Origin of the sequence: Pantoea sp. Lu_F5_004, assembly GCF_051136245.1 — a bacterium.
In the GTDB taxonomy this organism is placed as follows: domain Bacteria; phylum Pseudomonadota; class Gammaproteobacteria; order Enterobacterales; family Enterobacteriaceae; genus Pantoea; species Pantoea agglomerans.
Genome location: NZ_CP194946.1, coordinates 3,185,182 through 3,210,399, shown reverse-complemented (window position 1 = coordinate 3,210,399; position 25,218 = coordinate 3,185,182). Strand labels below are relative to the sequence as shown.

The window sequence follows — 25,218 nt, the reverse complement described above, 5'->3', positions numbered from 1 at the left end:
GCCCGGAATTCACAGCGAAAAGCGATCCGCATCCTGCCAGGCCGGGAAGCGCTCGCGATAAGCATTCAGTGCGTCCAGCGACAGCTCTGCGTCCAGCCTGGCGCGCTGGTGTGGCTCAGCCGCGCTGAGGATCTCGCCCTGCGGTGAAATAATCTGGCTGTCGCCGCTGTATTCATGCTGATTGCCATCACTGCCGACGCGGTTACAGCCTGCCACATAAGCCTGATTTTCAATTGCCCGCGCCAGCAGCAGCGCCTGCCAGTGCAGTGCACGCGGTGCAGGCCAGTTGGCGACATAGAGCGCCAGATCGTAATCGTTGCGGTTGCGCGAGAAGACCGGGAAACGCAGGTCGTAACAGATTTGCGGCAGGATGCGCCAGCTGCGCCACTCAAACACCTGACGCTGTTCGCCAGGCAGATAGTGGTGATGCTCGTCCGCCATGCGGAACAGGTGGCGCTTGTCATACTGATGCAGCGTGCCGTCCGGCTCCACCAGCAGGAAGCGGTTTACCGCGCCGTGTTCGGTCTGAATCGCCGCGCTACCGCCGACCAGGGCATCGTTGCGACGGGCATGCTGATGCAGCCACTCCACCACCTGCGCCTGGGGCAGCGAGCTTTTCGCCGCTTCCATTGTAAAGCCGGTGGTAAACATCTCTGGCAGTAAAATCAGATCGCGCCCGTTGAGTCCATCCAGTTGCTCGTCAAAATGGCGCAGGTTGGCCTCGCCATCCATCCAGCTCAGCGTCTCCTGCAATAACGTGATTTTCAAAGCTGACATAAGCGCTCCGCGGCGGCATCTAATGTCGCCGGCTGTTTGGCAAAACAGAGGCGGATCAGTTTATGAGGAAAGGGATCGGCGCAGAACACCGACAGAGGAATCGCGGCAACGCCCACTTCGCGGGTCAGCCACTGGCAGAAACTGACATCATCCAGATCGGAGATGGCGCTGTAATCGACCAGCAAAAAGTAGGTACCTTCGCAGGGGAGTACCTTAAAGCGGCTGCTGCTTAGCGCCGTTGCCAGCCGATCGCGACGGTCGCGATAAAACGCTGGCAGCTCAAGATAGTGCTCCGGATGCTCACGCAGCATATCGGCAATCGCCAGCTGCGCCGGCGTATTCACGGAGAAGGTCAGATACTGATGCACCTTGCGCAGTTCCGCGCTGATCGCGGCAGGGGCAATGCAGTAGCCCACTTTCCAGCCGGTCATATGGAAGGTCTTACCAAATGATGACACCGCGATGGCACGCTGGCGCAGTTCGGGATGTGCCAGCACGCTGGCGTGGCCCGCCTCATCGAAGCAGATGTGCTCATAGACTTCGTCGCTCAGCACATAGACCGGCCGCGCAGCAATCGCCTGCCACAGCGCGGCGAAATCCTGCTGCTGCCAGACGGTGGCGGAAGGATTGTGCGGCGTATTCAGGATCACCAGCCGGGTTTTATCACTCAGCAGCGCAGCAAACGCCTGCCAGTCCACCCGGAAAGCGGGCGGCTGCAGCGTAATGCGTTTCATCACGCCGCCCGACAACTCTACCGCAGGCGCATAGCTGTCGTAGCTGGGATCAAAGCAGATCACTTCATCGCCTGGCCGCACCAGCGCGGTAATCGCCGCATAAAGCGCTTCGGTTGCGCCCGCCGTCACCGTAATCTCCGTTTCGACATCAGGACGATAGTCATAAAGCCGCGCGGTTTTCTCTGCTATCGCCTCACGTAACGGCAGCGCACCCGTCATCGGCGCATACTGGTTCGCGCCCTGGCTGACGTGATACGCCAGACGCTGCTGCAGATAGTCCGGGCCGCTAAAATCGGGAAAGCCCTGAGAGAGATTGATGGCGTTATGCTGCTGCGCCAGCGCACTCATCTGGCTGAAAATGGTGGTGCCGAGCAAAGGGAGTTTACTCTCGGGGATCAGGTTATGCTGCGTCATGATGTCAGGCCTTAAGCGCGAAGATTGATGCGGTGTCACCCGGTGTTTGTGCCACTATAAACAGGATGGTAGTATTTGGCAATCAAGACGCTTAGATGGCTAAATGCGTCATGCTACACACCTCAGCTTCGTTAGCTTCGTTTGCTTACCCCGGTCACTGACGAGTGCCAGCTCCCGGGGATGCGCGCACTTGCTGCCTTGCTGAGATGCGGATCATCTGGCAGGACCCGGAGAGTATGGTTCAGCAGCCAGGCACGCTTGCTAACTTTTTAAGATTTTCAATCTGTTGTAATTTTATAGCCATTATCGTTATCTGAGCCACCCGGAATCCTATTTCACCGCAAGGAACTTTTATGTCGCAGAGTCTTCCATTAGATCAGCTGGTCGCCGCCTGTCACTGGATTGGCGCGAAAGGCTGGGCACCGGCCACCGGCGGAAATATGTCGGTGCGCCGCGATGAACATGTCTGCCTGCTGAGTGAATCGGGCAAAGATAAAGGCACGCTGACGCGGGATGACTTTATCGAGGTCGATATTGCTACCAGCCAGTCGCTCTCTGGCCGTAAGCCGTCGGTAGAAACGGGTCTGCACACAATGATCTATCGACTCTTTCCCGAGGCGGGCGCGGTGCTGCATACCCACACCGTGAATGCGACTGTTCTGTCGCGGGTAGAGCAGGGCGCGGCGCTGCTGCTGCACGGCTATGAGATGCAAAAATCATTAAGCGGCCAGCACACCCATCTGGATACGCTGGCCATTCCTGTGTTCGACAACAGCCAGGACATTGCGGCGCTGGCGTCAGAAATTGAAGATTACGCCGCCCGCTTTCCGCTGCGTTACGGCTTTCTGCTGCGCGGTCACGGCTTAACCTGCTGGGGCCGGGATGTCAGCGAAGCACGCCGTCATCTGGAAGGTCTGGAATTTTTATTTGAATGTGAACGTCAACGTCGCCTGCTGGAGAGAGCATGATTCGCGCCATTGTTACGGATATCGAAGGCACCACCAGCGATATCCGTTTTGTACATAACATCCTGTTTCCCTACGCCCGTCAGCATCTGGCGAGCTTCCTGCGTGAAAATGCGCATCAGCCTGACGTCGCCGCAGCGCTGCAGTCGGTGCGAGAGGAGGCTGGACAGCCGCAGGCTGATCTGGCCGCGGTGACAGAGATTCTGCTGGAGTTTATGGACCAGGATCGCAAATCAACCGGCCTGAAAGCGCTGCAGGGCATGATCTGGCGCGATGGCTATCTTAACGGCAGTTTTACCGGTCATCTCTATCCCGACGTCCTGCCTGCACTGAGCCGCTGGAAGGCGCAGGGCATTGAACTGTATGTATATTCCTCCGGCTCGGTTGCGGCGCAGAAATTGTTATTTGGCTACAGCGACGAAGGTGATATTACTGACCTCTTCAGCGGCTATTTTGATACGCACGTAGGTGCCAAACGCGAAGTCGCAGCCTATCGCGCTATCGCCGCTGAAATTGGTCAGCCAGCGGAGCAGCTGCTGTTTCTCTCCGATATTCATCAGGAGCTGGATGCCGCCGCTGAGGCGGGCTGGCAGACGCTGCAACTACTGCGTGGCGATGCGGACGGCGAGAGCCGCCATCGTCAGGTGACAGATTTTTCCCAGATTAACCCGGAGTCGATTTAGGATGAGCGCACTGACTATTTTTACCGACCGCGAAGCCAGCCAGCCGGTGTGGCACAGCACCGACGCGGAAGAAATTCGTGAACGCCTGAGCACCAAAGGCGTCCGTTTTGAGCGCTGGGAAGCCGATCGCGATCTGGGTGAAAATCCGGATCCCGAAACGGTGATCAACGCCTATCAGCATGCGATCGATCGGCTGGTGGCAGAGAAGGGCTATCAGAGCTGGGATGTGATCAGCATGCGCGCCGATAATCCGCAGAAAACCGTGCTGCGCGAGAAGTTCCTCTCTGAACATACGCACGGCGAAGATGAGGTGCGTTTCTTTGTTGAGGGTGCCGGACTCTTCTGTCTGCACCTGGATGGCGAAATCCTGCAGATCCTCTGCGAAAAAAACGATCTGATCTCGGTACCTGCGGGAACACCACACTGGTTTGATATGGGATCGTCACCGCACTTCACGGCTATCCGTATTTTCGATAATCAGGAAGGCTGGGTAGCGAACTTTACCGGCGATAAGATTGCGGATGCCTATCCGCGTCTGGCGTAAACCGCCCGTCGTTTTGGCAAGACGTTTGCCGTGAGCGGCAAACGCCTTGCAGACCGCTATTGTGGCTGGAAAATGCCACTCTGTACCTGGTCAGGCGTGACTACCCCGGTGTCCAGTACCCAGCCGCTGATCAGGGTGGCGGGCGTGACATCAAACGCCGGGTTATAGACCTTCGCCGCTTCCGGCGCCCACTGCACGCTGCCAAAACTGCCGGCAACGCCCGTCACTTCACTGGCGGCGCGCTGCTCAATAGGAATCGCTGTGCCGTCCGGACAGCTGCGATCCAGCGTGGTATGCGGGGCCGCCACGTAAAACGGAATCTGATGATAATGGGCCAGCACCGCCAGGCTGTAGGTGCCGATTTTATTCGCCACATCGCCGTTGGCGGCAATGCGGTCAGCGCCTACCCATACGGCATCGACCTCTCCACGGGCCATCAGGCTGGCGGCCATGGAATCGGTAATCAGGGTGTAAGGAATCGCCAGCTCGCCCAGCTCCCAGGCGGTTAACCGTCCGCCCTGTAACAGCGGACGGGTTTCATCAACCCAGACATTCTTAATCAGCCCCTGCTGATGGGCGCGGGCAATCACGCCAAGGGCGGTGCCCACACCGGCGGTGGCCAGTCCGCCGGTATTGCAGTGGGTCAGCAGCTGGCTGCCGGGTTTCACCCGCGTACAACCCGCGTCAGCGATGGCGTCACACAGCTGCTTATCTTCCTGCACCAGCCGCCAGGCTTCCTCTGCCAGCGCGGGGGCAAAGTCCGGCTGCGCCAGCGCCAGTTTCATCCGGTCCAGATTGTTCATCAGATTGACAGCGGTAGGGCGGGCGGCGCGCAGGGTCTCCAGCGCCTGCGCCAGTTCAGCGCGCGTCTGCCCCTGTTCTGCCAGCAACGCCAGCAGCAGCGAGGCGGAAAGGCCGATCAGCGGCGCACCGCGAACCCGCAGCGCATGAATATGTTCAATCAGCTGGGGCACGCTGTGCGCGGGCAGCCAGTTCTTTTGCTGCGGCAGTGCCTGCTGATCCAGAATCCAGAGCTGATTGTCACGAACCTGTAAGCTGGTGGTTTGAAGTGTCTGCATTGTGGGTGAAATCCATGTTGCGTTAATGATACCTATTGTGCCAACATGCTGAACGGATGTATAGACGTCTGAACGGCTTATTACACCCAGGTATCCCCCTTCGATTGATGAGGAACAGGCAATGTCGCAATACCGTACCTTTACTGCTGCTGATGCTGTGGAATATGCCCGACAATTTGGCGGCGTGGACAATCCTGCCGCGCTGAGCAGCGCAGAAGAGATTGGTGATGGCAACCTCAACCTGGTGTTTAAAATTTATGACGATCAGGGCAACAGCCGGGTAGTGGTCAAGCAGGCGCTGCCCTATGTGCGCTGTGTGGGTGAGTCGTGGCCGCTGACGCTGGATCGGGCGCGGCTGGAAGCGCAGACCCTGGTCGAACACTACAAATATTGTCCGCAGCACACGGTGAAGATCACCCATTACGATGCGGAGCTGGCGGTGATGGTAATGGAAGATCTCTCCACTCATCGCATCTGGCGCGGCGAGCTGGTGAAGGGCGCTTATTACCCGGAAGCGGCTCAGCAGTTAGGCGACTATCTGGCACAAACCCTGTTTCATACCTCCGATTTCATCCTGCATCCGCACCAGAAAAAAGCGGAAGTAGCGCGTTTCATTAATCCGGAAATGTGTGAAATCACCGAAGATCTTTTCTTTAACGATCCCTATACCGACCATGAGCGCAATAGCTATCCCGAAGCGCTTGAACCGCTGGTCGCCAGCCTGCGTAATGACGATGCACTGCGCATTGCGGTGGGCGGTCTCAAGCATCGTTTCTTTGCCCACGCTGAAGCGCTGTTGCATGGTGATATTCACAGCGGATCGATTTTCGTTGCTGATGGCAGCCTGAAAGCGATTGATGCGGAGTTTGGCTATTTTGGCCCTATCGGTTTTGATGTCGGTACCGCCATTGGCAACCTGCTGATTAACTACTGCGGCCTGCCGGGTCTGCTGCCACCGCGTGAGGCCGCCGATGCACGCGAGCAGCGCCTCAGCGATGTGCATACGATCTGGACCACCTTTGCCGCGGGCTTTCTGGCACTGGCGGCAGAGAAAACCCGCGATGAGGCACTGGCTTATCCAGGCTATGCGGAGGCGTTTCTGCGTAAAGTATGGGCCGATACCATCGGTTACTGCGGCACCGAGCTGATTCGCCGCACGGTGGGGATGTCACACGTGGCGGATATGAAGCTGATTGCCGATCCGGCGATGCGCACCGACTGCATCCGTAATGCAATTAATCTGGGACGCACGCTGATTCTGGCAGCCGATCATGTAGAAGACGCGGATGCGCTGATTGCCCGCATCCGTCAGGCGGGATAAAAAAAGCCGACATGATGTCGGCTTTCAGGTAAAGCAAAGGCCAGCTGTGAGGGCGTGCCCGCGCCGGAAACAGGGTCAGATCGGAAAGTCGCTAAAGCCATCCCTGGCTCGCTCGGCCCGCGTCGTCCTGACGTTGGACGCTTTCCTCTTCTGACCCTGTTCCCTGTGCTTAAGCTAATCGATTGTGGCCAGATTCACCTGGATTTGTCATTGTCAGCTCTTTTGGCCGACAAGGCGTGACCTCTGAAAACAGTGCTGACTCCCATCGCTTTAAGTTCAGTACCCTGTGCCGACAACACATCGGCCCTGAACCCTATGCTGCCTCACTCGCCCGTGACGCAGGCTGAGGGGCCTTCTCTGGCACCGGCACTGCCAGCGCATCCGCCTCAAACTCATCGACGTTAATCGAACGCAGGCGGCTGGCCTCAGCACGCTGCAACACTTCAGCCTCTTTAGCATCAATCCAGCCCTGCTCCAGCGCGCGCTTCGCCAGCGCATCCAGTCGGGTAAAGGAGAGGTGTTGCTTCGTCTGTTTGCACAGTCTGTCATGGATCACTTCTGCCGCCATCACATCCTGCAATGCCTGTTCCAGCTGACCGGCAGGGTTGTGCTCGCTGGGCGTCAGGTACATGCCACGGCCCAGACGACTGCGGGTAGCTGACGGCTGTTGCAGCAGTTTTGCCAGCTGATGGTCCAGACGGTCAGACGGAGCAGGGCAGTGATGACCGCCGGCAAAAATAGTCATCCGCAATGCGCCCGCGACCAGACGGTTCGGGAAGTTACGCAGCAGATCGTCCATCGCGACTTCCGCCTGATGCAGCGCATCCTGTACGCCCCAGTGCACCAGCGGCAGATCGGCTTCGTTGCGGCCTTCATCGTCATAGCGTTTCAGCGTCGCCGAAGCGAGATAGAGCTGGCTCAGCACATCGCCCAGACGCGCCGAAATACGCTCACGACGTTTCAGGCTGCCGCCCAGCACCGCCATCGACACATCAGAGAGCAACGCCAGGTTGGCACTGATGCGGTTCAGATGCTGATAGTAACGGCGGGTGCCATCGCGGGTCGGGGTGGCGCTGGTGCGTCCGGCGGTTAAGCCCAGCCACAGGCTGCGCATGGTGCTGCTGCCGACATGGCCGATGTGGCTGAACAGCGCCTGATCAAACGCGTTAACATCGTTGCTGGCTGCCGCCGCCATCTCCTGCAGTACATAAGGATGGCAGCGAATCGCACCCTGTCCGAAGATAATCATGCTGCGGGTCAGAATATTAGCGCCTTCCACCGTGATAGCGATGGGCGCACCCTGATAGGCGCGGGCCAGAAAGTTACTGTTACCCAGCATAATGCCTTTACCGCCGGCAATATCCATGGCGTCGATAATGGCGCGCTGACCGCGATGGGTGCAGTGATATTTCACAATCGCCGACAGCACTGCCGGTTTTTCACCCTGCATAATACCGGCCGTAATCAGCGTGGCCGCCGCATCCATCACGTAGGCGTTGCCGGCAATGCGCGCCAGCGGCTCTTCAATCCCTTCCATCTTACCGATTGAGACGCGGAACTGACGACGAATATGGGCATAGGCGCCTGTCGCCAGCGCCACACTTTTCAGGCTGCCGGTTGAGTTCGATGGCAGCGTAATGCCGCGACCTACAGACAGACACTCCACCAGCATCCGCCAGCCCTGACCGGCCATTTGTGGGCCGCCGATAATATAGTCAATCGGCACAAAGATATTATTGCCGCGTGTCGGCCCGTTCTGGAACGGCACGTTAAGCGGGAAGTGGCGATGACCAATCTCCACGCCGGGCGTGTTGGTCGGGATCAGCGCACAGGTAATGCCAGGATTCTCGTTATCGCTGAGCAGATGATCCGGGTCGGAGAGTTTAAATGCCAGCCCCAGCACGGTGGCGATCGGCGCCAGCGTAATATAGCGCTTGTTCCAGGTCAGCCGCATGCCCAGCACCTGCTGACCCTGCCATTCGCCCATGCAGACCACGCCGGTATCGGGGATGGCTCCGGCATCTGAGCCCGCTTCCGGACTGGTCAGCGCAAAGCAGGGGATCTCATCGCCGCGTGCCAGCCGGGGTAAATAGTGATTTTTCTGCTCTTCAGTGCCGTAGTGTTGCAGTAGTTCGCCCGGACCTAATGAGTTAGGCACCCCGACGGTAATCGCCAGAATCCCGGAGACGCCCGACAGTTTTTGCAGCACGCAGGCCTGCGCATAGGCGGAGAAATCGAGTCCGCCATACTCTTTTTTGATAATCATCGCGAAGAAACGATGCTCTTTCAGATAGGCCCAGAGTTCCGGCGGCATATCGGCCAGCTCATGGGTGATCTGGAAATCGTTGGCCATGCGGCACGCTTCTTCAACCGGACCATTGAGAAAAGCCTGCTCATCGGCGGTCAGGCGCGGCTGCGGATAGTTGTGCAGCTTCTGCCAGTCTGGTTTGCCCTGAAACAGATCGCCTTCCCACCAGGTGGTGCCCGCATCAATCGCTTCTTTCTCGGTGCGCGACATCGGTGGCATCACCTGCTGGAAGCGCTGAAACATCGGCTTTGAAAACAGGCTGCGGCGCAGTGACGGCAGGTTGAACGGCAGCAGGATAATCGCCAGCGGCAACAGTAACCATGGCGTCCAGAGGTGAGCAACAGCCATCGCAGCAGTCCACAGCAGCAGAATCGCGCTGCTGAGCCGCAACGACAGGCGGTGATAGAACAGGGCGCCAATCAGCGCCACCGTGGCAAGTATTGAGACAACCATCATAATGAACCGCTCCAAGTAGTAAGAGGTCTGACCTGTTATGTAGAGAGGTTTAGAGCAGTTGGGTTGATTTATCAATTTGTTTACATCGCAATTACAACCTGCCTCACAAAAACCGATTTCTGTCCATTTTTGCATCACCCGCTGCAGCGATAATCGCCGCCACTGCCTGGCCAGCCTTGGCATGACGCTTTGCGCTGACCGGCCATTCCGTTAAACTTGCTGCGATTAACCTCTTCTAAAAAAGGACATCCCTATGTACCAGGACATTATCCGCTCTGAGCTTAATGAAGCTGCTGATACGCTGAATAAATTCCTCAGCGACGAGGCCAATATCCATGCGATCCAGCGTGCTGCGGTGCTGCTGGCTGACAGCTTTAAGGCGGGCGGCAAGGTGCTTTCCTGCGGTAACGGTGGTTCACATTGCGATGCGATGCATTTCGCTGAAGAGCTGACCGGTCGCTACCGCGAAAATCGTCCTGGCTATCCGGCGATTGCCATCTCTGATGTCAGCCATCTCTCCTGCGTCAGTAATGATTTTGGTTATGACTATGTCTTTTCACGCTATGTGGAAGCGGTAGGACGTCCGGGCGATGTGCTGCTGGGCCTCTCAACTTCCGGTAACTCTGCCAATATCATTAAAGCGATTGAAGCTGCCCGTGCGCAGGGGATGAAAGTGATCACCCTGACCGGTAAAGATGGCGGTAAGATGGCAGGCAGTGCCGACATTGAAATCCGGGTGCCACACTTTGGTTATGCCGATCGCATCCAGGAGATCCACATTAAAGTGATCCACATCCTGATGCTGCTGATCGAAAAAGAGATGGTGAAGTAACTGCGCTGGCCTTCCGCCTGACGGGAGGCCGCTTACTCTAAGGTGGTGGCTATGTGCGAATTGCTCGGGATGAGCGCCAATGTTCCCACGGATATCTGTTTCAGCTTTACCGGTCTGGTTCAGCGTGGCGGTGGAACCGGGCCTCACAAAGATGGCTGGGGCATTACCTTCTACGAAGATAAAGGTTGTCGTACGTTTAAAGATCCGCTGCCGAGCTTTAACTCGCCGATTGCGCGTCTGGTGCAGGAGTATCCGATCAAATCGCATTCGGTGGTGGCGCACATCCGCCAGGCGAATCGCGGGCAGGTGTCGCTGGAGAATACCCACCCGTTTACCCGCGAGTTGTGGGGCCGTAACTGGACTTATGCGCACAACGGGCAGCTCAGGGGCTATCGGCATCTGGAGACCGGCACATTCCGGCCGGTAGGCGAAACGGACAGCGAGAAGGCGTTCTGCTGGATCCTGCATCAGCTGGCGACGCGCTATCCGCGCACGCCAGGCAACTGGCCTGCGGTGTTCCGTTTTATCGGGGAGCTTGCCGGCACGTTGCGGCAGAAGGGCGTGTTTAACATGCTGCTGTCAGACGGCCGTTATCTGATGGCCTTTTGCTCCACCAATCTTTACTGGATCACCCGCCGCGCACCCTTTGGCCGGGCGCAGTTACTGGATCAGGATGTGGAGGTCGATTTTCAGCAGCACACCACGCCGCATGACGTGGTGACGGTGATTGCTACGCAGCCACTGACGGCCAATGAAACCTGGCAGCGGATCGTGCCAGGTGAATGGGCGTTATTCTGCCTTGGAGAGCGCCAGGAATGAACGTGAAGCGGCTTCGGGACTGGCTAAAACCGGTGCCGGGCTGCTGTTCATCACATATTTACCGCTGGCGACATTGACCATCGGCGGCTGGTGATATTTAGCAAAATAGGCGTATCCCGGCTGCAGCTGCTGCCAGAAACTGGCATAGGTGGAGTAGCGGTGACGCTGCATATTGCTGTCGGTCATGCGGAATGGATAGATGCTGATGCTGATATCCTGCTGGCCGTTACGCAGCGCGGCATTCACATAGGTAAAAATCTCATCCATATAGGCGTTAGTCATGGCATAGCAGCCAATCGACTTACAGTCGCCATGAATCATCAGGTAATTGCCGCTGTAGCCCTGATTACGATCGTACTGATTCGGAAAGCCGATGTTGATCGCGCGATAAAACCGGCTATCCGGCTTCAGCTGATTCAGCTTCACGTTGTAAAAACCTTCCGGGCTTTTGAAATCGCCTTCACGACGTTTCGGGCCGAGGCCGCCAGAAAAGTTACAGATGCGGTAGGTGTCCAGCAGGCGGTATTCGTTACCGATTTTGCCGTAGAGTTCGAGCGTGCGTTCTTCCTTGAAGATCTGGATATAGACCGGGGTGCCGAGTAACTGCTTCTTTAATTCTTTGCTGACCGGTGCCGTTGAGACGGGTTCGGGTGTCATTGCCATGCTGAGGGCTGGCAGTAAAATCATCGCAAACAGGAGTGCGATTTTGCCCATGCTGTGTGTACCTTGAGGTGAAGAGAACATGACGCAAAATGTGCGTCTCTGTTTGCATTATCGGAACTGTCCGCTACCGCAGCGCAACATTAAACATTGTCTGTTTTTTTAGCAAGACGGCGTCAGCCAAATTCGCGATTTACTGAAGGATATTCGGCCAGAAATTTGTAAACTTTAATCGTCAACGCGACAAATATTGCAGTTACCCCTGCCAACTGTATACTTATCCAGTGCCGGAGGGGGTATGCGTAAAATCATTCATGTCGATATGGACTGCTTCTATGCCGCGGTGGAGATGCGTGATAATCCCCAACTGCGCGACATCCCGATCGCCATTGGTGGCAGCCGCGAGCGTCGGGGCGTGATCAGTACCGCCAACTATCCGGCGCGCAAATTTGGCGTGCGCAGCGCGATGCCAACCGGCATGGCCCTCAAGTTATGCCCGCATCTGCGTCTGCTGCCAGGACGCTTCGACGCCTATAAAGAAGCCTCCGCGCAGATCCGTGACATCTTTACCCGCTACACGCCGCTGATTGAACCGCTCTCCCTCGATGAAGCTTATCTGGACGTCACCGACAGTCCCCACTGTCACGGCTCTGCCACACTGATGGCGCAGGCGATCCGCGCCACCATCTACCGTGAAACCGGGCTTACCGCCTCAGCGGGCATCGCCCCGATTAAATTCCTGGCGAAGATCGCCTCTGACCTGAATAAGCCGGACGGGCAGTTCGTGATTACCCCGCCGGAGATGTCCGGTTTTCTGCTGACCCTGCCGCTGGCGAAGATCCCTGGCGTCGGCAAGGTCTCGGCCAAAAAGCTGGAAGAGATGGGGCTGGTGACCTGTGGCGACGTGCAGAAGGCGGACTTAGCGCTGCTGTTAAAGCGCTTTGGTAAGTTTGGCCGGGTGCTGTGGGAGCGCAGCAATGGCATTGATGACCGCAGCGTGATCGTTGAGCGCGAGCGTAAATCGCTGGGGGTTGAACGAACGCTGGCGGAAGATATCAGCGACTGGGATGCCTGCCTGGAAATTATCGATTTTCTCTACGCCGAACTGGATCGCCGGCTGACGCAGATCCGACCTGACAAGCAGGTGGCGCGTCAGGGCGTCAAACTGAAGTTCAGTGATTTTCAGCAGACGACCCAGGAGCATATCTGGCCGGTGCTGAACAAAGAGGACATGATTGCCATCGCCCGTAAAACCTGGGATGAGCGTCGTGCCGGGCGCGGCGTGCGGCTGGTGGGATTACATGTGACTATGGTGGATCCCCAGCTGGAGCGTCAGCTACTGCTGGGTCTGTAACCGTCAACCTCACCGACCGGTAAGGCTGACATCCGATTACTTCTTATATTTCGCCGCCAGAGTCGCAAACCACGGTGCAACGAAATCCTCGTTAGCGCCCCAGCCCGGAATAATCTTGTTCAGCGACGCGACGTTCACCGCGCCAGGCTGGCTGTTAAGCTGCTGCTGAGAGATTGATGCGGCTTTAAACTGGTAAGTCGCGGGCGTCTCTTCACCGGCAATTTTCTTCGCCACCAGACGCATGTTCACCGCGCCAATGGTTTTAGGATCGACCGCCACCGTCTGTACCCACGGGCTGTTTTTCTCGCGCATCAGCTGCAAATCCTGGTTCGAGACATCAATGCTGTAGAGCTTGATCTCGGTACGGCCATTCTCCTGCAGCGCTTTGTAAGCGCCCTGGCTGAAGGCATCCCAGGCGCCCCAGATGGCGTCGATTTTGCCTTTCGGGTATTTCGCCAGAATCGCGCCAATTTTATTGGCGGTGTCGCCCTGAACGTCAGTTGAAACCGCACCAATCGACTCAAGCTGATGAATGCCCGGATTCTCTTTCAGCAGTTTTTCATATACCACCTGACGGCGTTCCATCGGCGGGAAACCGGCAACCCATAGCTTGACGATGTTCGCCTTGCCGTTGAAATCATGGATGAGCTGGCCCAGCGACAACTGCGCCAGTGAAGCGTCATCCTGCGCGGTGACGGTGACGCCCGGAATCGGGCTATCCACCGGCGTATCAAACACCGACAGCTTAATGCCTGCATCGGCAATGCGCTTCACCAGTCCGCTGGCGTAGGGCGCTTTACCGTGCGACAGCACGATGCCGTCATATTTCTGGCTGATCGCCTGATTCACGAAATCCTGGAAGCGCGCATCGTCGCCATTGCTGAGGAAGGTGCTGACCTTGAAGCCAAGCTGGCGACCCTGCTGAATGGCACCGGCAACAAACTGGGTGGTGTTGTCATCGGAGCCGAGATTGCGGATCACCGCAATACGGATCGGGCCATCATGACTGGCGATAGCCGCAGGCACCGGCGTGACGGTATCCGCGAAGGCCATGCTGGCGTTCAGCAGGCTCAGGGCCAGCAGCGAGAGTGTTATTTTTTGCATTGTTATCAACTCCGGTAAACGCGCCTCAGCGGCGCTGGATATAGGTGATCGCCAGTGCTAAAGCCAGCACCAGCCCTTTAATAATGTCCATGGCGTAATAGGGAACAGAGAGCATCACCAGACCGTTCTGCAGCACGCCGAGGATCACCGCGCCGACCAGCGTGCCCAGCGCATTCGGCTTGCCGGATCCCGCCAGTGATAAGCCAATCCACGCCGCCGCGACGGCGTCCATCAGGTAGCCGCTACCGGCATTCACCTGCGAGGAGCCGATACGCGAGGCCAGCAGAATGCCGCCCAGACCGGCCAGCAGTGAGGCGATCACATAAGCCAGCACCCGATAGCGGGTGGTGCGGATGCCGGAGAGGCGTGCCGCTTCCGGATTGCCGCCCAGCGCATACATCCGGCGACCATGTTTAGTCAGGGAGAGCGCCAGCTGCGCGGCGACGGTGACGACCAGCATAATGATGACGATGGTGGGCACCTGGCCGAGCAGGCCAAACGCCGCCGGAATGGTGCCTTCCGCCATATCACCGCTCGGCAGCACCATATTCTCGGTGATCGATCCGCCAAAGCTGTAGGTCATCGCCACACCCTGAATCACAAACAGTGTCGCCAGCGTTGCCAGCATGTCGGGGATGCGCAGGATCACAATCAGAAAGGCGTTAAACAGCCCGACCAGGGTGCAGAGCGCCAGGGTGAGCAGGATGGCGGTGGTAGTGCCGAAGCCATACCAGACAAACAGTGAAATCACCAGCGCATTGGCCAGCGAGGCGGTCGATCCGACCGACAGATCAAAGCCGCCAACGGTCAGCGAGATCGAGACGCCGATCGCAATCACCGTGACAATGGCAATTGAGCGCAGAATATTGATGATGTTGTTGGGTTCAAGGAAGCTGTCGGAGGCGAGACCAAAGGCGGCGATCAGGATCACCACCGTGAGCAACATGCCCCATTTATAGAGAAAGTCGAACAACTGGTGACGCCACGGCGAGGCTGTCAGATTCAGGCTGGTTTCTTTGCTGCTCACGCAGGGGTTCCTCCGGTGGAATAGAGCAAAAGCGTCTCTTCGGTGACGTCGCGTGCAGCCAGCTCGGCCACGATGCGTCCATCCCAGAGCACGCAAATCCGGTCGCATAAACCGACCAGTTCAGAAAACTCACCCGACGCGTAAATAATGCCTTTCCCCTCGCGCGCCAGGTTATCGATCAGGGTGAAGAGTTCGGTTTTGGCTTTGATATCGACACCTTTCGTCGGCTCATCGAAAATCAGCACGTCGGCGTTGTTGCGCAGCCATTTGCCAATCGCCACCTTTTGCTGGTTGCCGCCGGAGAGACGGCGCAGCGTCTGTGCCGGTCCGGTGGTGCGTACCTGTAACTGCTGAATAACCTGCTCCGCCCAGCGCCACGCCTGGCGATGCCCGAACAGGCTCCAGCGCGAAAAGCTGTCGTCTGCATTGACGCTGAGGTTCATTGCCACCGACTCATCAATAAAGATCCCCTCTTTACGCCGCTCCTCCGGCACCAGCGCCATGCGGCGACTGACGGAGTCATGCGGCGAACGGGGCTGCCACGGCTGGCCATGCAGTTCACCGCGACTGACGCGGCTTTTGCTGGCACCAAACAGCGCCTTACAGAGTTCGGTTTTACCGGCACCGGCCAGGCCTGCAATGCCCAGAATTTCCCCTTTGTGCAATCGTAGCGAGATATCCTGCAGCAGTTGCTCATCATGAAGACCGTCAATCGCCAGCAGCAGCGGCTGAGCCTGCTGCGCACGGCGTGCCGGGAAGATATCGGTGAGCTGATGCCCCAGCATCTTCTCCACGATCTGCTCACCGCTCAGTGCGGCCATCGGGCCGGTTTCGATCAACCGGCCATCACGCAGCACCGTCAGCTGGTCACAGATTGCTTTCAGTTCATGAATGCGGTGAGAGATAAACACCACGCCGATGCCGCTGGCCTGCAGGCGACGCACCACAGCAAACAGCCGCTCACTTTCATGCTGATCCAGCGGGGCAGTGGGTTCATCCAGAATCAGAAAGCGGCAGTGGTGCGACAGCGCGCGCGCCAGCAGAATTTGCTGCTTTTCAGCCAGGGTGCAGCGCTCCACCAGCCGGTTGACGTCCAGCGCCACGTCGAGCTGAGCCAGCAGCGCCCGCGCCTGACGCCGAACCTCGCCCCAGCGATAGCGGTGGCCAGGCTCTGCCAGCCGATCCAGCAGAATGTTTTCCGCGACGCTGAGCTGCGGCACCAGCGCCACGTCCACTTCCTGCTGAACCAGATGGATACCCAGCCGTTTCGCATCACGCGGCGTACGGATGGAGACCGGCTCACCATCCAGCAGGATCTCGCCGCTGTAGTGGCTGTGCGCACCGGAAAGGATCGCCATCAGTGTTGACTTGCCCGCGCCGTTAGCGCCGGTCAGTGCATGTACCGAATGGCCGTCAGTGCGGAAATCCACCGACGATAGCGCGGCAAACCCGCCAAAAGCGATGGAGATGTTACGCATCTCAAGGCAGTTTAACCCTGGCATGTCATTACTCTCCTGAAGAATCACTGGCCGCATTTTTTCCTGAACCTTCAGGCGCGGCAACAGCCGAAAGCGCATAAGCTAGCACGAAATCTTATTAGCCATCCAGACATCTGGACATAATGGCGGCTGTGACCAGCGAAGCGCGGGAACGTGGCGGAATAGCGGGGTAAAGCGCGGGAAAGGCAGCGAATTATGCTGGTGAAAAAGTTAAGGCTATAAAACCAGGTCAGAGCCGGGTATGGGTGACTTAAGAGTCTGGTGCCAGCTAAGCGTCTATCCCGGAGCCTGCGATGGCAACGGGGATTTGAGAGATGATGAAATGGAAATCATGGATATCTGGCGTCTGCATAAAGCCTTTATCACCCCGGCGCTGGAAGTGTATTGGCTAAAAGCTAAAAACGGTCGCCTCAACATAATGTGGGATTGAAGCAGGAATGCCTATATCGCTTTTCGGCTATTTTTTACTGCCAGAAGCCGGGAAAGGGGGATGTGGTATTTTTCCTTAATATTGTTGCTTTCTGTCAGCCACCAGTTGATCTTTCCGTGATCGGTTAAAGGAAAGCTTTTTACTAAAACAGCGCTGAAGCCACGATGACCTTTATGAATAGCAATGATCTCAACCGGACGTGAGATTAACCAAAAAAATAGCCTGCCATCAATAGCCCTGCAACAGCAAGCACCTGGGACGCCTGTTTAAGGATGCCTTTTATTATAGCCTCCGATAATTTTAAGGCCTTTTGTAGTACTGTTCATAACTATTTTAAAGTCAAAGTTATTGCTGGCTAATAGCCTATTTAACGGCTATCCGCTATCCTGTCAGGACATTGAATTACCTTTGTTCCTTTATTATTCTACCGTCATCTTCCATGCGGTATTCTCCATCATCAACAGTATATGTAATGCCACTATTTTTGCTGTAACTGATTATAAAAACCCTGTCCTTCTCGATGCAGTTCATGGGTGGCTTCATGTCAGAAAAACAGAGTCGGTCATATTGATCATCTTCTTTGTAGCCTTCTCCAAATAACCAGATACTTACGGTATAATTACCGTAAGATGCTGGTTTGGGGATGTCATATTGTCGTTTCAGGGCGTCTTTGTTTTTTAACCACCAGTCAATTTTTCCACGATCTGTAATCGGAAAGTTTTTTACTAAAACATCACTAAAATTTCCGCCTCCATGAACTCTGACGATTTTAACAGGGCGGAGTTCGGACCATAGAAAGTAACCAGCCAGCGTGAAGCCAAAAACTGTCAGTAAAATAAGAGTTTTTATTTTATTTTTCATTGCGATCCCCCATGATTTCTATAGTGGTTTCCATATTTGTCATAAAGGGCTTAAAACCAAATTGATTGTATCTCTGAAGAACAAACCAGATGCGGAAAAAATGAAACTGGCTGAACTTTGTCTTTAGTATATCAGCACTGTCGAGACCAAAATGATCCTGTGATTTATAATGCACCGTTGCCCGATAGTGGTTATTATCAATATGCAGTGATTTTATGGTGATATGCATTGCCGAGATATCATGAACGGTAATCCCCATGCCATTATAATTATCCTGTAACCTGTCAAATTTTGGTAGCCTTCCCCTGAGAACGACTTTCCGTAATTCTTCTTTTCCCAATAGATATATTCTATTCTTCCAATCTATTTCTTTTTTAAGATGTTTCTCCAGCAATAAGCGAGTGCTGTTTTCACTTTTATCACTGACAATATGATTTTCTAAAGCCCTATCCAACGCCATATCACGGAAGGTCTTACCGCTATTGTTCTGCATATGTGTGATCATCTTTTCGATCAGGTGACTGTAAGGCCCGCTCAGGGAAAATTTACGGGACAACGATCGAAATTCATCAAATAGCATTTCAGCACACTGCTGGCGGGAAATCGTTCGACCCTGGCCACGCAGATTACAGCAGAACATGGATTGAGGACGATCCAGTGAGGAACGCAGAGTCAGGGTCCAGGGATCAACCCGATCAGAAATGTAATCCAGCCGGTATTTGGATTTTAACTCTGCTTCAGTCAGATCGCCGCAGCGCATATCATCAGCACTGTAGTCGTCCATCGCCTTCCGGGTGATAAATATTGTGCAGGGAAACTGTAATGCGGCCATTGTGATACACTCCTTGTATTATTGTCCGTTCAGCTTTTCATGGGAAATATACCATTCTGATAATGGTGGGATGTGCCGCATATCACATTATCGTAATTATTTATCGGGTTGCCCATAATGATCTGTTCTCAAAGAGTGTGTCAGTAAGTTGGATGCACAGGATAATAAAGAAAGCATCAAAGATGTTAAAGATTTATGAATTAAAATGAGTTGATTAAAATTTTATTCAACTTTTTATTTTTATTGTAATTTATACTTGTGTTGGGATGGAGAAATGCGAGATTTTATTACTGTCTCTGCAGCAGAAGCGCAGGTTTAATCACTTTTAAGCTTTGTTATTTTACCTTCTTTAAAGTTCCCATCCTCATGAACGCTGGTAAATTCAGCAGGATGAAGGGATAGTTATAGAAAGTAACCAGGCAGAGTGCAACCAGCAGCGGGTAGCAGAGCATAAGGTTTCTTTCTGTTTTTTACAGTGCCTTCCGATAGTTTTTTATTGTGGCTTTCCTGTTATTCATAAATGGTTTAAACCAAATCGATAGTATCGTCGTGCGTATATCTCTGACCCTGTCGTCGTCCATCGATTTCCGGGTTTCCGCTATTTGCAGGGAAACGGCCTTCCAGTCATCATGATATCTTTCATGTATTCTTGTTCTTTTCAATTTTCACAGAAAATATTACAGGGTGGTCGTCAGGAGAGTAAAATCCGTAGCCACACGACCTTAATAATTTAAAGATTTCAGGCGGGGTAACTTACGCAATGGCTAAAAGGTTGTGACCGAAGAGGACAGTGGCGGGGACGGGCTGAACAGGTCAACATCACCGATCAGGAAAAGTGCCGGTCACTGAGATGACCGGCATCAGGCCGGAGCCTGGTTTACTTTTCTGGCACCACATTCAGCAGGGTGGTCAGCAGTTTCCAGTAAAGGCCAACGCTTTCGATGTGAACCTGCTCATCCGGCGAGTGTGGCCCGGTGATGGTCGGTCCAATCGATACCATATCCATCTCCGGATAAGGCTTCTTGAACAGACCACACTCCAGACCGGCGTGAATCACCTGAATGTTCGGAGTCTTATCAAACAGCGCGATATAGGTCTGACGGGTCAGCGCCATGATGGCGGAGTCCGCATCCGGCTGCCAGCCAGGGTAGCCGCCTTTCGCTTTGGTCTGTGCACCGGCCAGCTGGCCCAGTGAGGTCAGCATCTGCACCACATAATCGCGGCCGGTGTCGATCAGCGAACGGATCAGGCAGTTGATCTCTGCATGATCGGCTTCCATGGTCACCACACCAATATTCAGTGAGGTTTCTACCACGCCTTTCGCCACGTCGGAGTTGCGGATCACGCCGTTTGGCATGCTGTTGAGCAGGTTCAGGAAGCGATCGCGGCTGTCAGCGTTCAGGGCATCACCCTGATGCGCCAGCGGCTCAGTGACCAGTGCGATGTTCGGCTCTTTGATGCCGTGCTCATTTTTGATGGCGCTCAGGAAGTGCGCCGCAGCTGATTTCAGCGCATCTGCTTTGTGGCTCTCGACCGCCACGGTAGCGAAGGCTTCACGCGGGATCGCGTTGCGCAGCGTACCGCCGCTGAAGGCCAGCAGACGCAGATCCAGTTCAGCAGCGTGTGCCGCCAGGAAGCGCGCCAGCAGTTTGTTGGCGTTGCCGAGGCCCATATGAATATCGGCACCGGAGTGACCGCCTCGCAGGCCTTTCAGCGTCAGCTTCAGGGTCTGGAATTCAGCAGGCACCGCTTCACGGGTCAGTGGCAGGGTGGTGACGAAGTCGATACCGCCCGCGCAGCCCATGTAGATCTCACCTTCTTCTTCGGAGTCGGTGTTGATCAGGATTTCTGCCTGCAGCCAGTTGGGTTGCAGACCGAATGCGCCATCCATACCGGTCTCTTCCGTCATGGTCAGCAGCACTTCCAGCGGGCCATGCGTCAGGCTGTTGTCAGCCAGCACTGCCAGCGCAGAAGCCATACCGATGCCGTTGTCCGCGCCCAGCGTGGTGCCGCGCGCTTTCACCCACTCGCCGTCAACCCAGGGCTGAATCGGATCTTTGGTGAAGTCATGAACGGTGTCATTATTTTTCTGCGGCACCATATCCAGATGCGCCTGCAGCGCAACCGGGGTACGGTTTTCCATGCCTGCGGTGGCGGGCTTACGAATCAGGATGTTGCCGACCTGATCGCGCTCACACCAGAAGCCTTGCTCTTTGGCCCAGCCGACGATGTAACTCGCCAGCGCTTCTTCGTGAAAAGAGGGATGGGGAATAGAGCAGATCTTAGCGAAAATATCCCACAGCGGCTGTGGAGAGAGTTGAGACAATTCAGACACGACAGGTCTCCTGTGTCAGTGTACCGGCGAGGCCGGACATCGCGAGTTTCCAGTGAAAAATCGCCGTCAGAGAATCTGACGAGCCAGGCCCGAGAATATCACTGTTTTCTACCGGGTGCGCTCTCAGACGCGCTAAAAAGCCGCAACCAGTGCGCGGGTGCTGGTTTTTAGTGCGTCAACTCCTTATAATCTCGCGCAACCTTTTCCCCGTTGCACATTTTTACGCCACCTCGGTTGGCTGGGATTTCTATTCTATGAGCGAAAAATACGTCGTTACCTGGGACATGCTTCAGATTCATGCCCGTAAACTGGCCCAGCGCCTGCTTCCTGTTGAACAGTGGAAAGGCATTATCGCGGTGAGCCGCGGCGGTCTGGTACCGGCTTCGCTGCTGGCACGTGAACTGGGTATCCGCTACGTCGATACCGTCTGCATCTCCAGCTATGACCACGATCATCAGCGCGAAATGAAAGTCCTGAAGCGCGCAGAAGGCGACGGTGAAGGCTTTATCGTGATCGATGACCTGGTGGATACCGGCGGCACTGCCCAGGCGATTCGCGAGATGTATCCGAAAGCGCGTTTCTGCACCATTTTCGCTAAACCGGCCGGTCGCTCACTGGTTGATGATTATATTGTCGATATTCCGCAGGATACCTGGATCGAGCAGCCGTGGGATATGGGTGTGGTCTACATCCCGCCGATTGTTAAAAACTGATTGATACACATCAGACAACGCCCGGTTTTCCGGGCGTTGTGCTTTCTGTGCCTCGCACCCCGAATTGCCGTACAGTACACTTAGCCATCGCCGTTTCTGTTGCAGGAGAAGTGAGTATGTCGAGCAAAAATCTCAGCGAGGAGTTGTTCAAACCGCGCTTTAAACATCCTGAAACCTCAACCCTGGTTCGCCGCCACCATCATGCTACTTCGGATGTCCACTCAGCCCTGGATGGTGACAGCCAGCGTGGCTGGTATCGTATGCTGAATAAGCTGATGTGGACATGGCGTGGCCTGACGCCGCAGGAGATCAGCGAAGTGCTGGCACGTATTGCCATCAGCAATGTTGAACATACTGATGAGACGCTGCTCGACACTGTAATCGGTTTTCGCGGCGGCAACTGGCATTTCGAATGGTGTAAACAGGCGGGTATCTGGCAGCAGAAAGCGCTGGAGGCCACCGACGACAGCGAGGCGGGCGACTACTGGCTACACGCGGCGCATCTCTACAGCGTTGCGGCCTATCCCTATATAAAAGGGGATGAACTGGCCGACCAGGCGCAGACGCTGGCGAACCGCGCCTATGAAGAGGCGACTCAACGCCTGCCGGGCGAGCTGAAACCGCTGACGTTCGCCATTCATGGTGGCAGCCCGGTTAACGGCTTTCTGCACATGCCGCCTGACGTTGAAGCGCCTTATCCCACCGTGCTGTTCTGTGGCGCGCTCGACTCATTACAGAGCGATCACTATCGCCTGTTCCATGATTACCTTGCACCGCGCGGCATCGCCATGCTGACCATTGATGTGCCGTCAGTAGGCAACTCGGTGAAATGGACGCTGAATCAGGACACCAGCTTTCTGCATCAGCAGGTGCTGCGCGATCTGAAAAACGTGCCCTGGATCGACCATACCCGCGTGGCGGCGTTTGGTTATCGCTTTGGCGCTAACGTGGCCGTGCGACTGGCCTATCTGGAATCGCAGCGGCTGCGTGGGGTCGCCTGTCTTGGCCCGATTGTGCATGCGCTGCTGACGCAGACGGCGTTGCAGGATGAGATCCCGGATATGTATATGGATATGCTGGCGAGCCGGCTGGGCATGGCAACCGCCTCTGACAGTGCGCTGCGTACCGAACTCAATCGATATTCGCTGAAAACCCAGGGACTGCTGGGCCGCCGGACGCCGACACCCATGCTGTCGGGCTACTGGCAAAACGATCTTTTCAGCCCGGAAGAGGAGAGCAAGCTGATCGCTAACTCTTCGTCAGATGGCAAAGCGTTGCTGATTCCGGTGAAGCCGATGATGGCCAGTTTCGACAAGGCGCTGAATGAAATTTGCGACTGGCTGGAGAAGCGTTTAAAAAGGTAACTGGCAAAATTTACAGTATTTGCTACAACTAGTAGCGGAATTCTTCCGGGCTGTCGTTAAGCGAAACATGACATCACCTGGCCGTCCGGAAAATCAAGGCTGTATAGCGGTCAAAATCTATGGAGATTCAGCATGACGTTACCAAGTGGTCATCCCCGCAGTCGCCTGCTTAAGCGCTTTACGGAGCTTGGGCCTTATATTCGCGATGGGAAATGTGGCGAAACCCGGTTCTTTTTCGACTGCCTGGCTGCCTGCGTTAATGTGAAACCGGCACCGGAACTGCGTGAGTTCTGGGGCTGGTGGATGGAGCTTGAAGCGCAGGCTGACCACTTTACCTATGTCTACCATATCGGTCTGTTCGATAAAGAGGGTGACTGGTCGGTGGCAACCATCAAAGGCAAAGAGAATACGGCGCGCGTGGAAGAGACCTTACGGAATTTCCATACCCGTCTGAAAGCGATGCTGAAAGAGTTCGAGCTGGATCTGATTCCGGCCAGCGATTTCGATGAGAAACCGGTGAAGCTGAGCGCCTGATTGGGTAGTGCAGTGAAATAAAGACGAAAAAAATGGCGAGTTTTTAAACTCGCCATTTTTGTTGAAGGCTTGTCCGCTGTGAGTTCGAGCCTTCGCAGAGAATACGGTCAGATCGGAAAGCCGCAAAAGCCGCCATCCATGGCACGCTCGGCCCGCGCCGTCCTGGCGCGGGACGCTTTCCTCTTCTGACCGTGTTCCCTGCGTGTTGAATTTATGCGTTGCTGCCAGATCCAAATCCGTCCGGTTTTCTAGCCTGAAATCAGAACTGGTAAGTCACACCCATCGCGACCACGTCATCGTTGTTAATCGACAGCGCGTTGTCATCATCCAGCTGGTTGATTTTGTAATCAACGAAGGCGGACATATTTTTGTTGAAGTAGTAGGTCGCGCCCACGTCGATATATTTCACCAGATCCGCATCGCCGATACCGTTTTCGATATCTTTGCCCTTGGTCTGTACGTAGCCGATTGACGGACGCAGGCCGAAATCAAACTGATACTGCGCCACCAGTTCGATGTTCTGCGCTTTGTTAGCTGCGCCCGCGACGGTAGCACCGGTGTTACGGTTGGTGCCGCTGATTGGCGTCATGTTGCGGGTATCAGTATAGATCGCCGCCAGGTAGACGCTGTTGGCATCATACTTCACGCCTGCGCCCCAGGAATCCGCACGGTCACCGCCGCCATAGGCGCGTGCCTGCTGCTGGTTGGTACGGTCAGAAGAGGTGATGGCACTCATCAGGCTCACACCGGAATCACCCAGGGCATAGCCCAGTGAGGCACCGTAGCCGTCGCCATTCTGACGGTTAATGTCGGTGCGGGTGTTGGCGCTGGTGGCGTCGTTTTTACCCTGATACTGCAACGCAAACTTCAGCCCATCGACCAGACCAAAGAAGTTGTTGTTACGGTAAGTCGCCACACCGGTTGCACGCTGAGTCATAAAGTTATCGGAACGGGCTGTACCGTCACCGCCGAATTCCGGGAACACGTCGGTCCAGGCCTCAACGTCATACAGCACACCGTAGTTACGACCGTAATCGACCGAACCATACTGCGAGAATTTCAGACCGGCAAACCCAAGGCGGGTTTTGTTGCCGTTGTTGGCGTCGCTGCCTTCGGAGTTATTGACGTTGTACTGATATTCCCACTGACCATAACCGGTCATCAGGTCGTTAATCTGTGTCTGACCCTTAAAACCGATACGGGTATAGGACTTGTCTCCATCCTGGCTGGCATTATCGCTGATGTAGTGCTCAGCTTTAACTTTGCCGTATAAGTCCAGTTTGTTGCCATCTTTGTTATAGATTTCGGCAGCCTGCGCGGCAGATGCCAGCGTCAGCGTGGAGAGGATCATGGCCAGTGTGCTTTTCTTCATTTGCTATCAATCCCAATGTGAACGCCGTAAAAAAATGAAAGTTTTTGTAAAGCACGGACTTTTTACCCGTCGGCGATGAACTTTTTATGACACTTTTCATGATTTCTTGTTAACCCTGAACTTTTGGTCTACGTCCTTGTCCGCGTAAATTCGTGCTTTTCCCCCGCTGGCTGTTGGCTTCCTTATCGACTCCTGTTAAAA

General features: G+C 55.3%; 24 protein-coding genes. 11 read left to right on the top strand and 13 right to left on the bottom strand.

Translation table 11 applies throughout. From position 1 onward, the window contains the following. Positions 1 to 9 precede the first annotated feature (9 nt). Positions 10 to 777, bottom strand: a complete 768-nt coding sequence (locus ACR8BN_RS15040) for an amidohydrolase (protein WP_418156587.1) — start codon at positions 775 to 777, stop codon at positions 10 to 12. Continuing rightward, on the bottom strand, positions 765 to 1,925 hold the full coding sequence (locus ACR8BN_RS15035) for a pyridoxal phosphate-dependent aminotransferase (protein WP_064704542.1): 1,161 nt from the start codon (positions 1,923 to 1,925) through the stop codon (positions 765 to 767). Before ACR8BN_RS15035 ends, ACR8BN_RS15040 begins: the two co-directional genes overlap by 13 nt. A gap of 353 nt (positions 1,926 to 2,278) precedes the next feature. Between ACR8BN_RS15035 and ACR8BN_RS15030 the strand changes: the two genes are divergently transcribed. The 3 genes from ACR8BN_RS15030 to ACR8BN_RS15020 are packed head-to-tail and all read left to right on the top strand — an operon-like array spanning position 2,279 to position 4,117. Next, on the top strand, positions 2,279 to 2,893 hold the full coding sequence (locus ACR8BN_RS15030; protein WP_434747070.1) for a methylthioribulose 1-phosphate dehydratase: 615 nt from the start codon (positions 2,279 to 2,281) through the stop codon (positions 2,891 to 2,893). Next, complete coding sequence (gene mtnC, locus ACR8BN_RS15025; protein ID WP_434747069.1) at positions 2,890 to 3,573, top strand: acireductone synthase; 684 nt, start codon at positions 2,890 to 2,892, stop codon at positions 3,571 to 3,573. The genes ACR8BN_RS15030 and mtnC overlap by 4 nt, the downstream gene beginning before the upstream one ends. Position 3,574: 1 nt before the next feature. Then, positions 3,575 to 4,117 carry a 1,2-dihydroxy-3-keto-5-methylthiopentene dioxygenase gene (locus ACR8BN_RS15020; protein WP_010671156.1) on the top strand — a complete coding sequence of 181 codons (543 nt, stop codon included), beginning with the start codon at positions 3,575 to 3,577 and terminating at the stop codon, positions 4,115 to 4,117. A 56-nt stretch (positions 4,118 to 4,173) separates the two neighbouring features. On the opposite strand, the gene mtnA is transcribed toward ACR8BN_RS15020, so the two are convergent. After that, positions 4,174 to 5,196 (bottom strand): S-methyl-5-thioribose-1-phosphate isomerase, encoded by a 1,023-nt coding sequence (gene mtnA / locus ACR8BN_RS15015; protein WP_434747068.1) that lies wholly within the window; start codon positions 5,194 to 5,196, stop codon positions 4,174 to 4,176. A 121-nt stretch (positions 5,197 to 5,317) separates the two neighbouring features. Between mtnA and mtnK the strand changes: the two genes are divergently transcribed. Next, on the top strand, positions 5,318 to 6,517 hold the full coding sequence (mtnK, locus tag ACR8BN_RS15010; RefSeq protein WP_031590393.1) for an S-methyl-5-thioribose kinase: 1,200 nt from the start codon (positions 5,318 to 5,320) through the stop codon (positions 6,515 to 6,517). Positions 6,518 to 6,830: 313 nt separating this feature from the next. Here mtnK and fadE read toward each other — a convergent pair whose 3' ends face one another. Further along, complete coding sequence (fadE, locus tag ACR8BN_RS15005) at positions 6,831 to 9,281, bottom strand: acyl-CoA dehydrogenase FadE (RefSeq protein ID WP_134160525.1); 2,451 nt, start codon at positions 9,279 to 9,281, stop codon at positions 6,831 to 6,833. Between the two features lie 253 nt (positions 9,282 to 9,534). On the opposite strand from fadE, the gene lpcA reads away from it, so the two are divergent. Then, entirely contained in the window at positions 9,535 to 10,113 is a 579-nt protein-coding gene (gene lpcA / locus ACR8BN_RS15000) for a D-sedoheptulose 7-phosphate isomerase (RefSeq protein ID WP_010255178.1), read from the top strand. A 51-nt stretch (positions 10,114 to 10,164) separates the two neighbouring features. Next, complete coding sequence (locus ACR8BN_RS14995) at positions 10,165 to 10,932, top strand: class II glutamine amidotransferase (RefSeq protein WP_031590390.1); 768 nt, start codon at positions 10,165 to 10,167, stop codon at positions 10,930 to 10,932. On the opposite strand, the gene dpaA is transcribed toward ACR8BN_RS14995, so the two are convergent. Further along, positions 10,903 to 11,646, bottom strand: a complete 744-nt coding sequence (gene dpaA / locus ACR8BN_RS14990; protein WP_010255183.1) for a peptidoglycan meso-diaminopimelic acid protein amidase — start codon at positions 11,644 to 11,646, stop codon at positions 10,903 to 10,905. The two genes, ACR8BN_RS14995 and dpaA, sit on opposite strands and share 30 nt — an antisense overlap. A gap of 244 nt (positions 11,647 to 11,890) precedes the next feature. Here dpaA and dinB point away from each other — a divergent pair, with 244 nt between their 5' ends. After that, on the top strand, positions 11,891 to 12,946 hold the full coding sequence (gene dinB, locus ACR8BN_RS14985) for a DNA polymerase IV (RefSeq protein ID WP_031590388.1): 1,056 nt from the start codon (positions 11,891 to 11,893) through the stop codon (positions 12,944 to 12,946). A gap of 36 nt (positions 12,947 to 12,982) precedes the next feature. On the opposite strand, the gene ACR8BN_RS14980 is transcribed toward dinB, so the two are convergent. The 3 genes from ACR8BN_RS14980 to ACR8BN_RS14970 are packed head-to-tail and all read right to left on the bottom strand — an operon-like array spanning position 12,983 to position 16,579. After that, complete coding sequence (locus ACR8BN_RS14980) at positions 12,983 to 14,050, bottom strand: sugar ABC transporter substrate-binding protein (protein WP_137228412.1); 1,068 nt, start codon at positions 14,048 to 14,050, stop codon at positions 12,983 to 12,985. Between the two features lie 25 nt (positions 14,051 to 14,075). After that, positions 14,076 to 15,077 carry an ABC transporter permease gene (locus ACR8BN_RS14975; protein WP_143990482.1) on the bottom strand — a complete coding sequence of 334 codons (1,002 nt, stop codon included), beginning with the start codon at positions 15,075 to 15,077 and terminating at the stop codon, positions 14,076 to 14,078. Next, a complete protein-coding gene (locus ACR8BN_RS14970; RefSeq protein WP_434747067.1) occupies positions 15,074 to 16,579 on the bottom strand; it encodes a sugar ABC transporter ATP-binding protein in 1,506 nt (501 codons plus the stop codon). Before ACR8BN_RS14970 ends, ACR8BN_RS14975 begins: the two co-directional genes overlap by 4 nt. Before the next feature lie 238 nt (positions 16,580 to 16,817). Between ACR8BN_RS14970 and ACR8BN_RS14965 the strand changes: the two genes are divergently transcribed. Further along, positions 16,818 to 17,006, top strand: a complete 189-nt coding sequence (locus ACR8BN_RS14965; protein ID WP_163841915.1) for a hypothetical protein — start codon at positions 16,818 to 16,820, stop codon at positions 17,004 to 17,006. Positions 17,007 to 17,017: 11 nt separating this feature from the next. On the opposite strand, the gene ACR8BN_RS14960 is transcribed toward ACR8BN_RS14965, so the two are convergent. From ACR8BN_RS14960 to pepD, 4 genes are all read right to left on the bottom strand, one after another. Further along, positions 17,018 to 17,185, bottom strand: coding sequence for a DUF943 family protein (locus tag ACR8BN_RS14960; RefSeq protein WP_434747592.1), 168 nt, complete (start codon positions 17,183 to 17,185; stop codon positions 17,018 to 17,020). Positions 17,186 to 17,408: 223 nt separating this feature from the next. Further along, on the bottom strand, positions 17,409 to 17,867 hold the full coding sequence (locus tag ACR8BN_RS14955) for a DUF943 family protein (RefSeq protein ID WP_163841918.1): 459 nt from the start codon (positions 17,865 to 17,867) through the stop codon (positions 17,409 to 17,411). Continuing rightward, positions 17,857 to 18,699: a YPO3983 family protein gene (locus ACR8BN_RS14950; RefSeq protein WP_163841920.1), complete on the bottom strand. Its 843-nt coding sequence runs from the start codon at positions 18,697 to 18,699 to the stop codon at positions 17,857 to 17,859. The genes ACR8BN_RS14955 and ACR8BN_RS14950 overlap by 11 nt, the downstream gene beginning before the upstream one ends. 877 nt (positions 18,700 to 19,576) lie before the next feature. Then, positions 19,577 to 21,034: a beta-Ala-His dipeptidase gene (pepD, locus tag ACR8BN_RS14945; RefSeq protein ID WP_010671162.1), complete on the bottom strand. Its 1,458-nt coding sequence runs from the start codon at positions 21,032 to 21,034 to the stop codon at positions 19,577 to 19,579. A gap of 254 nt (positions 21,035 to 21,288) precedes the next feature. Here pepD and gpt point away from each other — a divergent pair, with 254 nt between their 5' ends. The 3 genes from gpt to crl all read left to right on the top strand — a co-directional run bounded on the left by gpt (position 21,289) and on the right by crl (position 23,645). After that, a complete protein-coding gene (gene gpt / locus ACR8BN_RS14940; RefSeq protein ID WP_031590376.1) occupies positions 21,289 to 21,747 on the top strand; it encodes a xanthine phosphoribosyltransferase in 459 nt (152 codons plus the stop codon). A 116-nt stretch (positions 21,748 to 21,863) separates the two neighbouring features. Then, positions 21,864 to 23,111 (top strand): esterase FrsA, encoded by a 1,248-nt coding sequence (frsA, locus tag ACR8BN_RS14935; RefSeq protein ID WP_311967209.1) that lies wholly within the window; start codon positions 21,864 to 21,866, stop codon positions 23,109 to 23,111. Between the two features lie 132 nt (positions 23,112 to 23,243). Further along, positions 23,244 to 23,645, top strand: a complete 402-nt coding sequence (gene crl, locus ACR8BN_RS14930) for a sigma factor-binding protein Crl (protein ID WP_003851176.1) — start codon at positions 23,244 to 23,246, stop codon at positions 23,643 to 23,645. A gap of 259 nt (positions 23,646 to 23,904) precedes the next feature. On the opposite strand, the gene ompC is transcribed toward crl, so the two are convergent. After that, on the bottom strand, positions 23,905 to 25,017 hold the full coding sequence (gene ompC / locus ACR8BN_RS14925; protein WP_010255197.1) for a porin OmpC: 1,113 nt from the start codon (positions 25,015 to 25,017) through the stop codon (positions 23,905 to 23,907). Between the last annotated feature and the right edge of the window lie 201 nt (positions 25,018 to 25,218).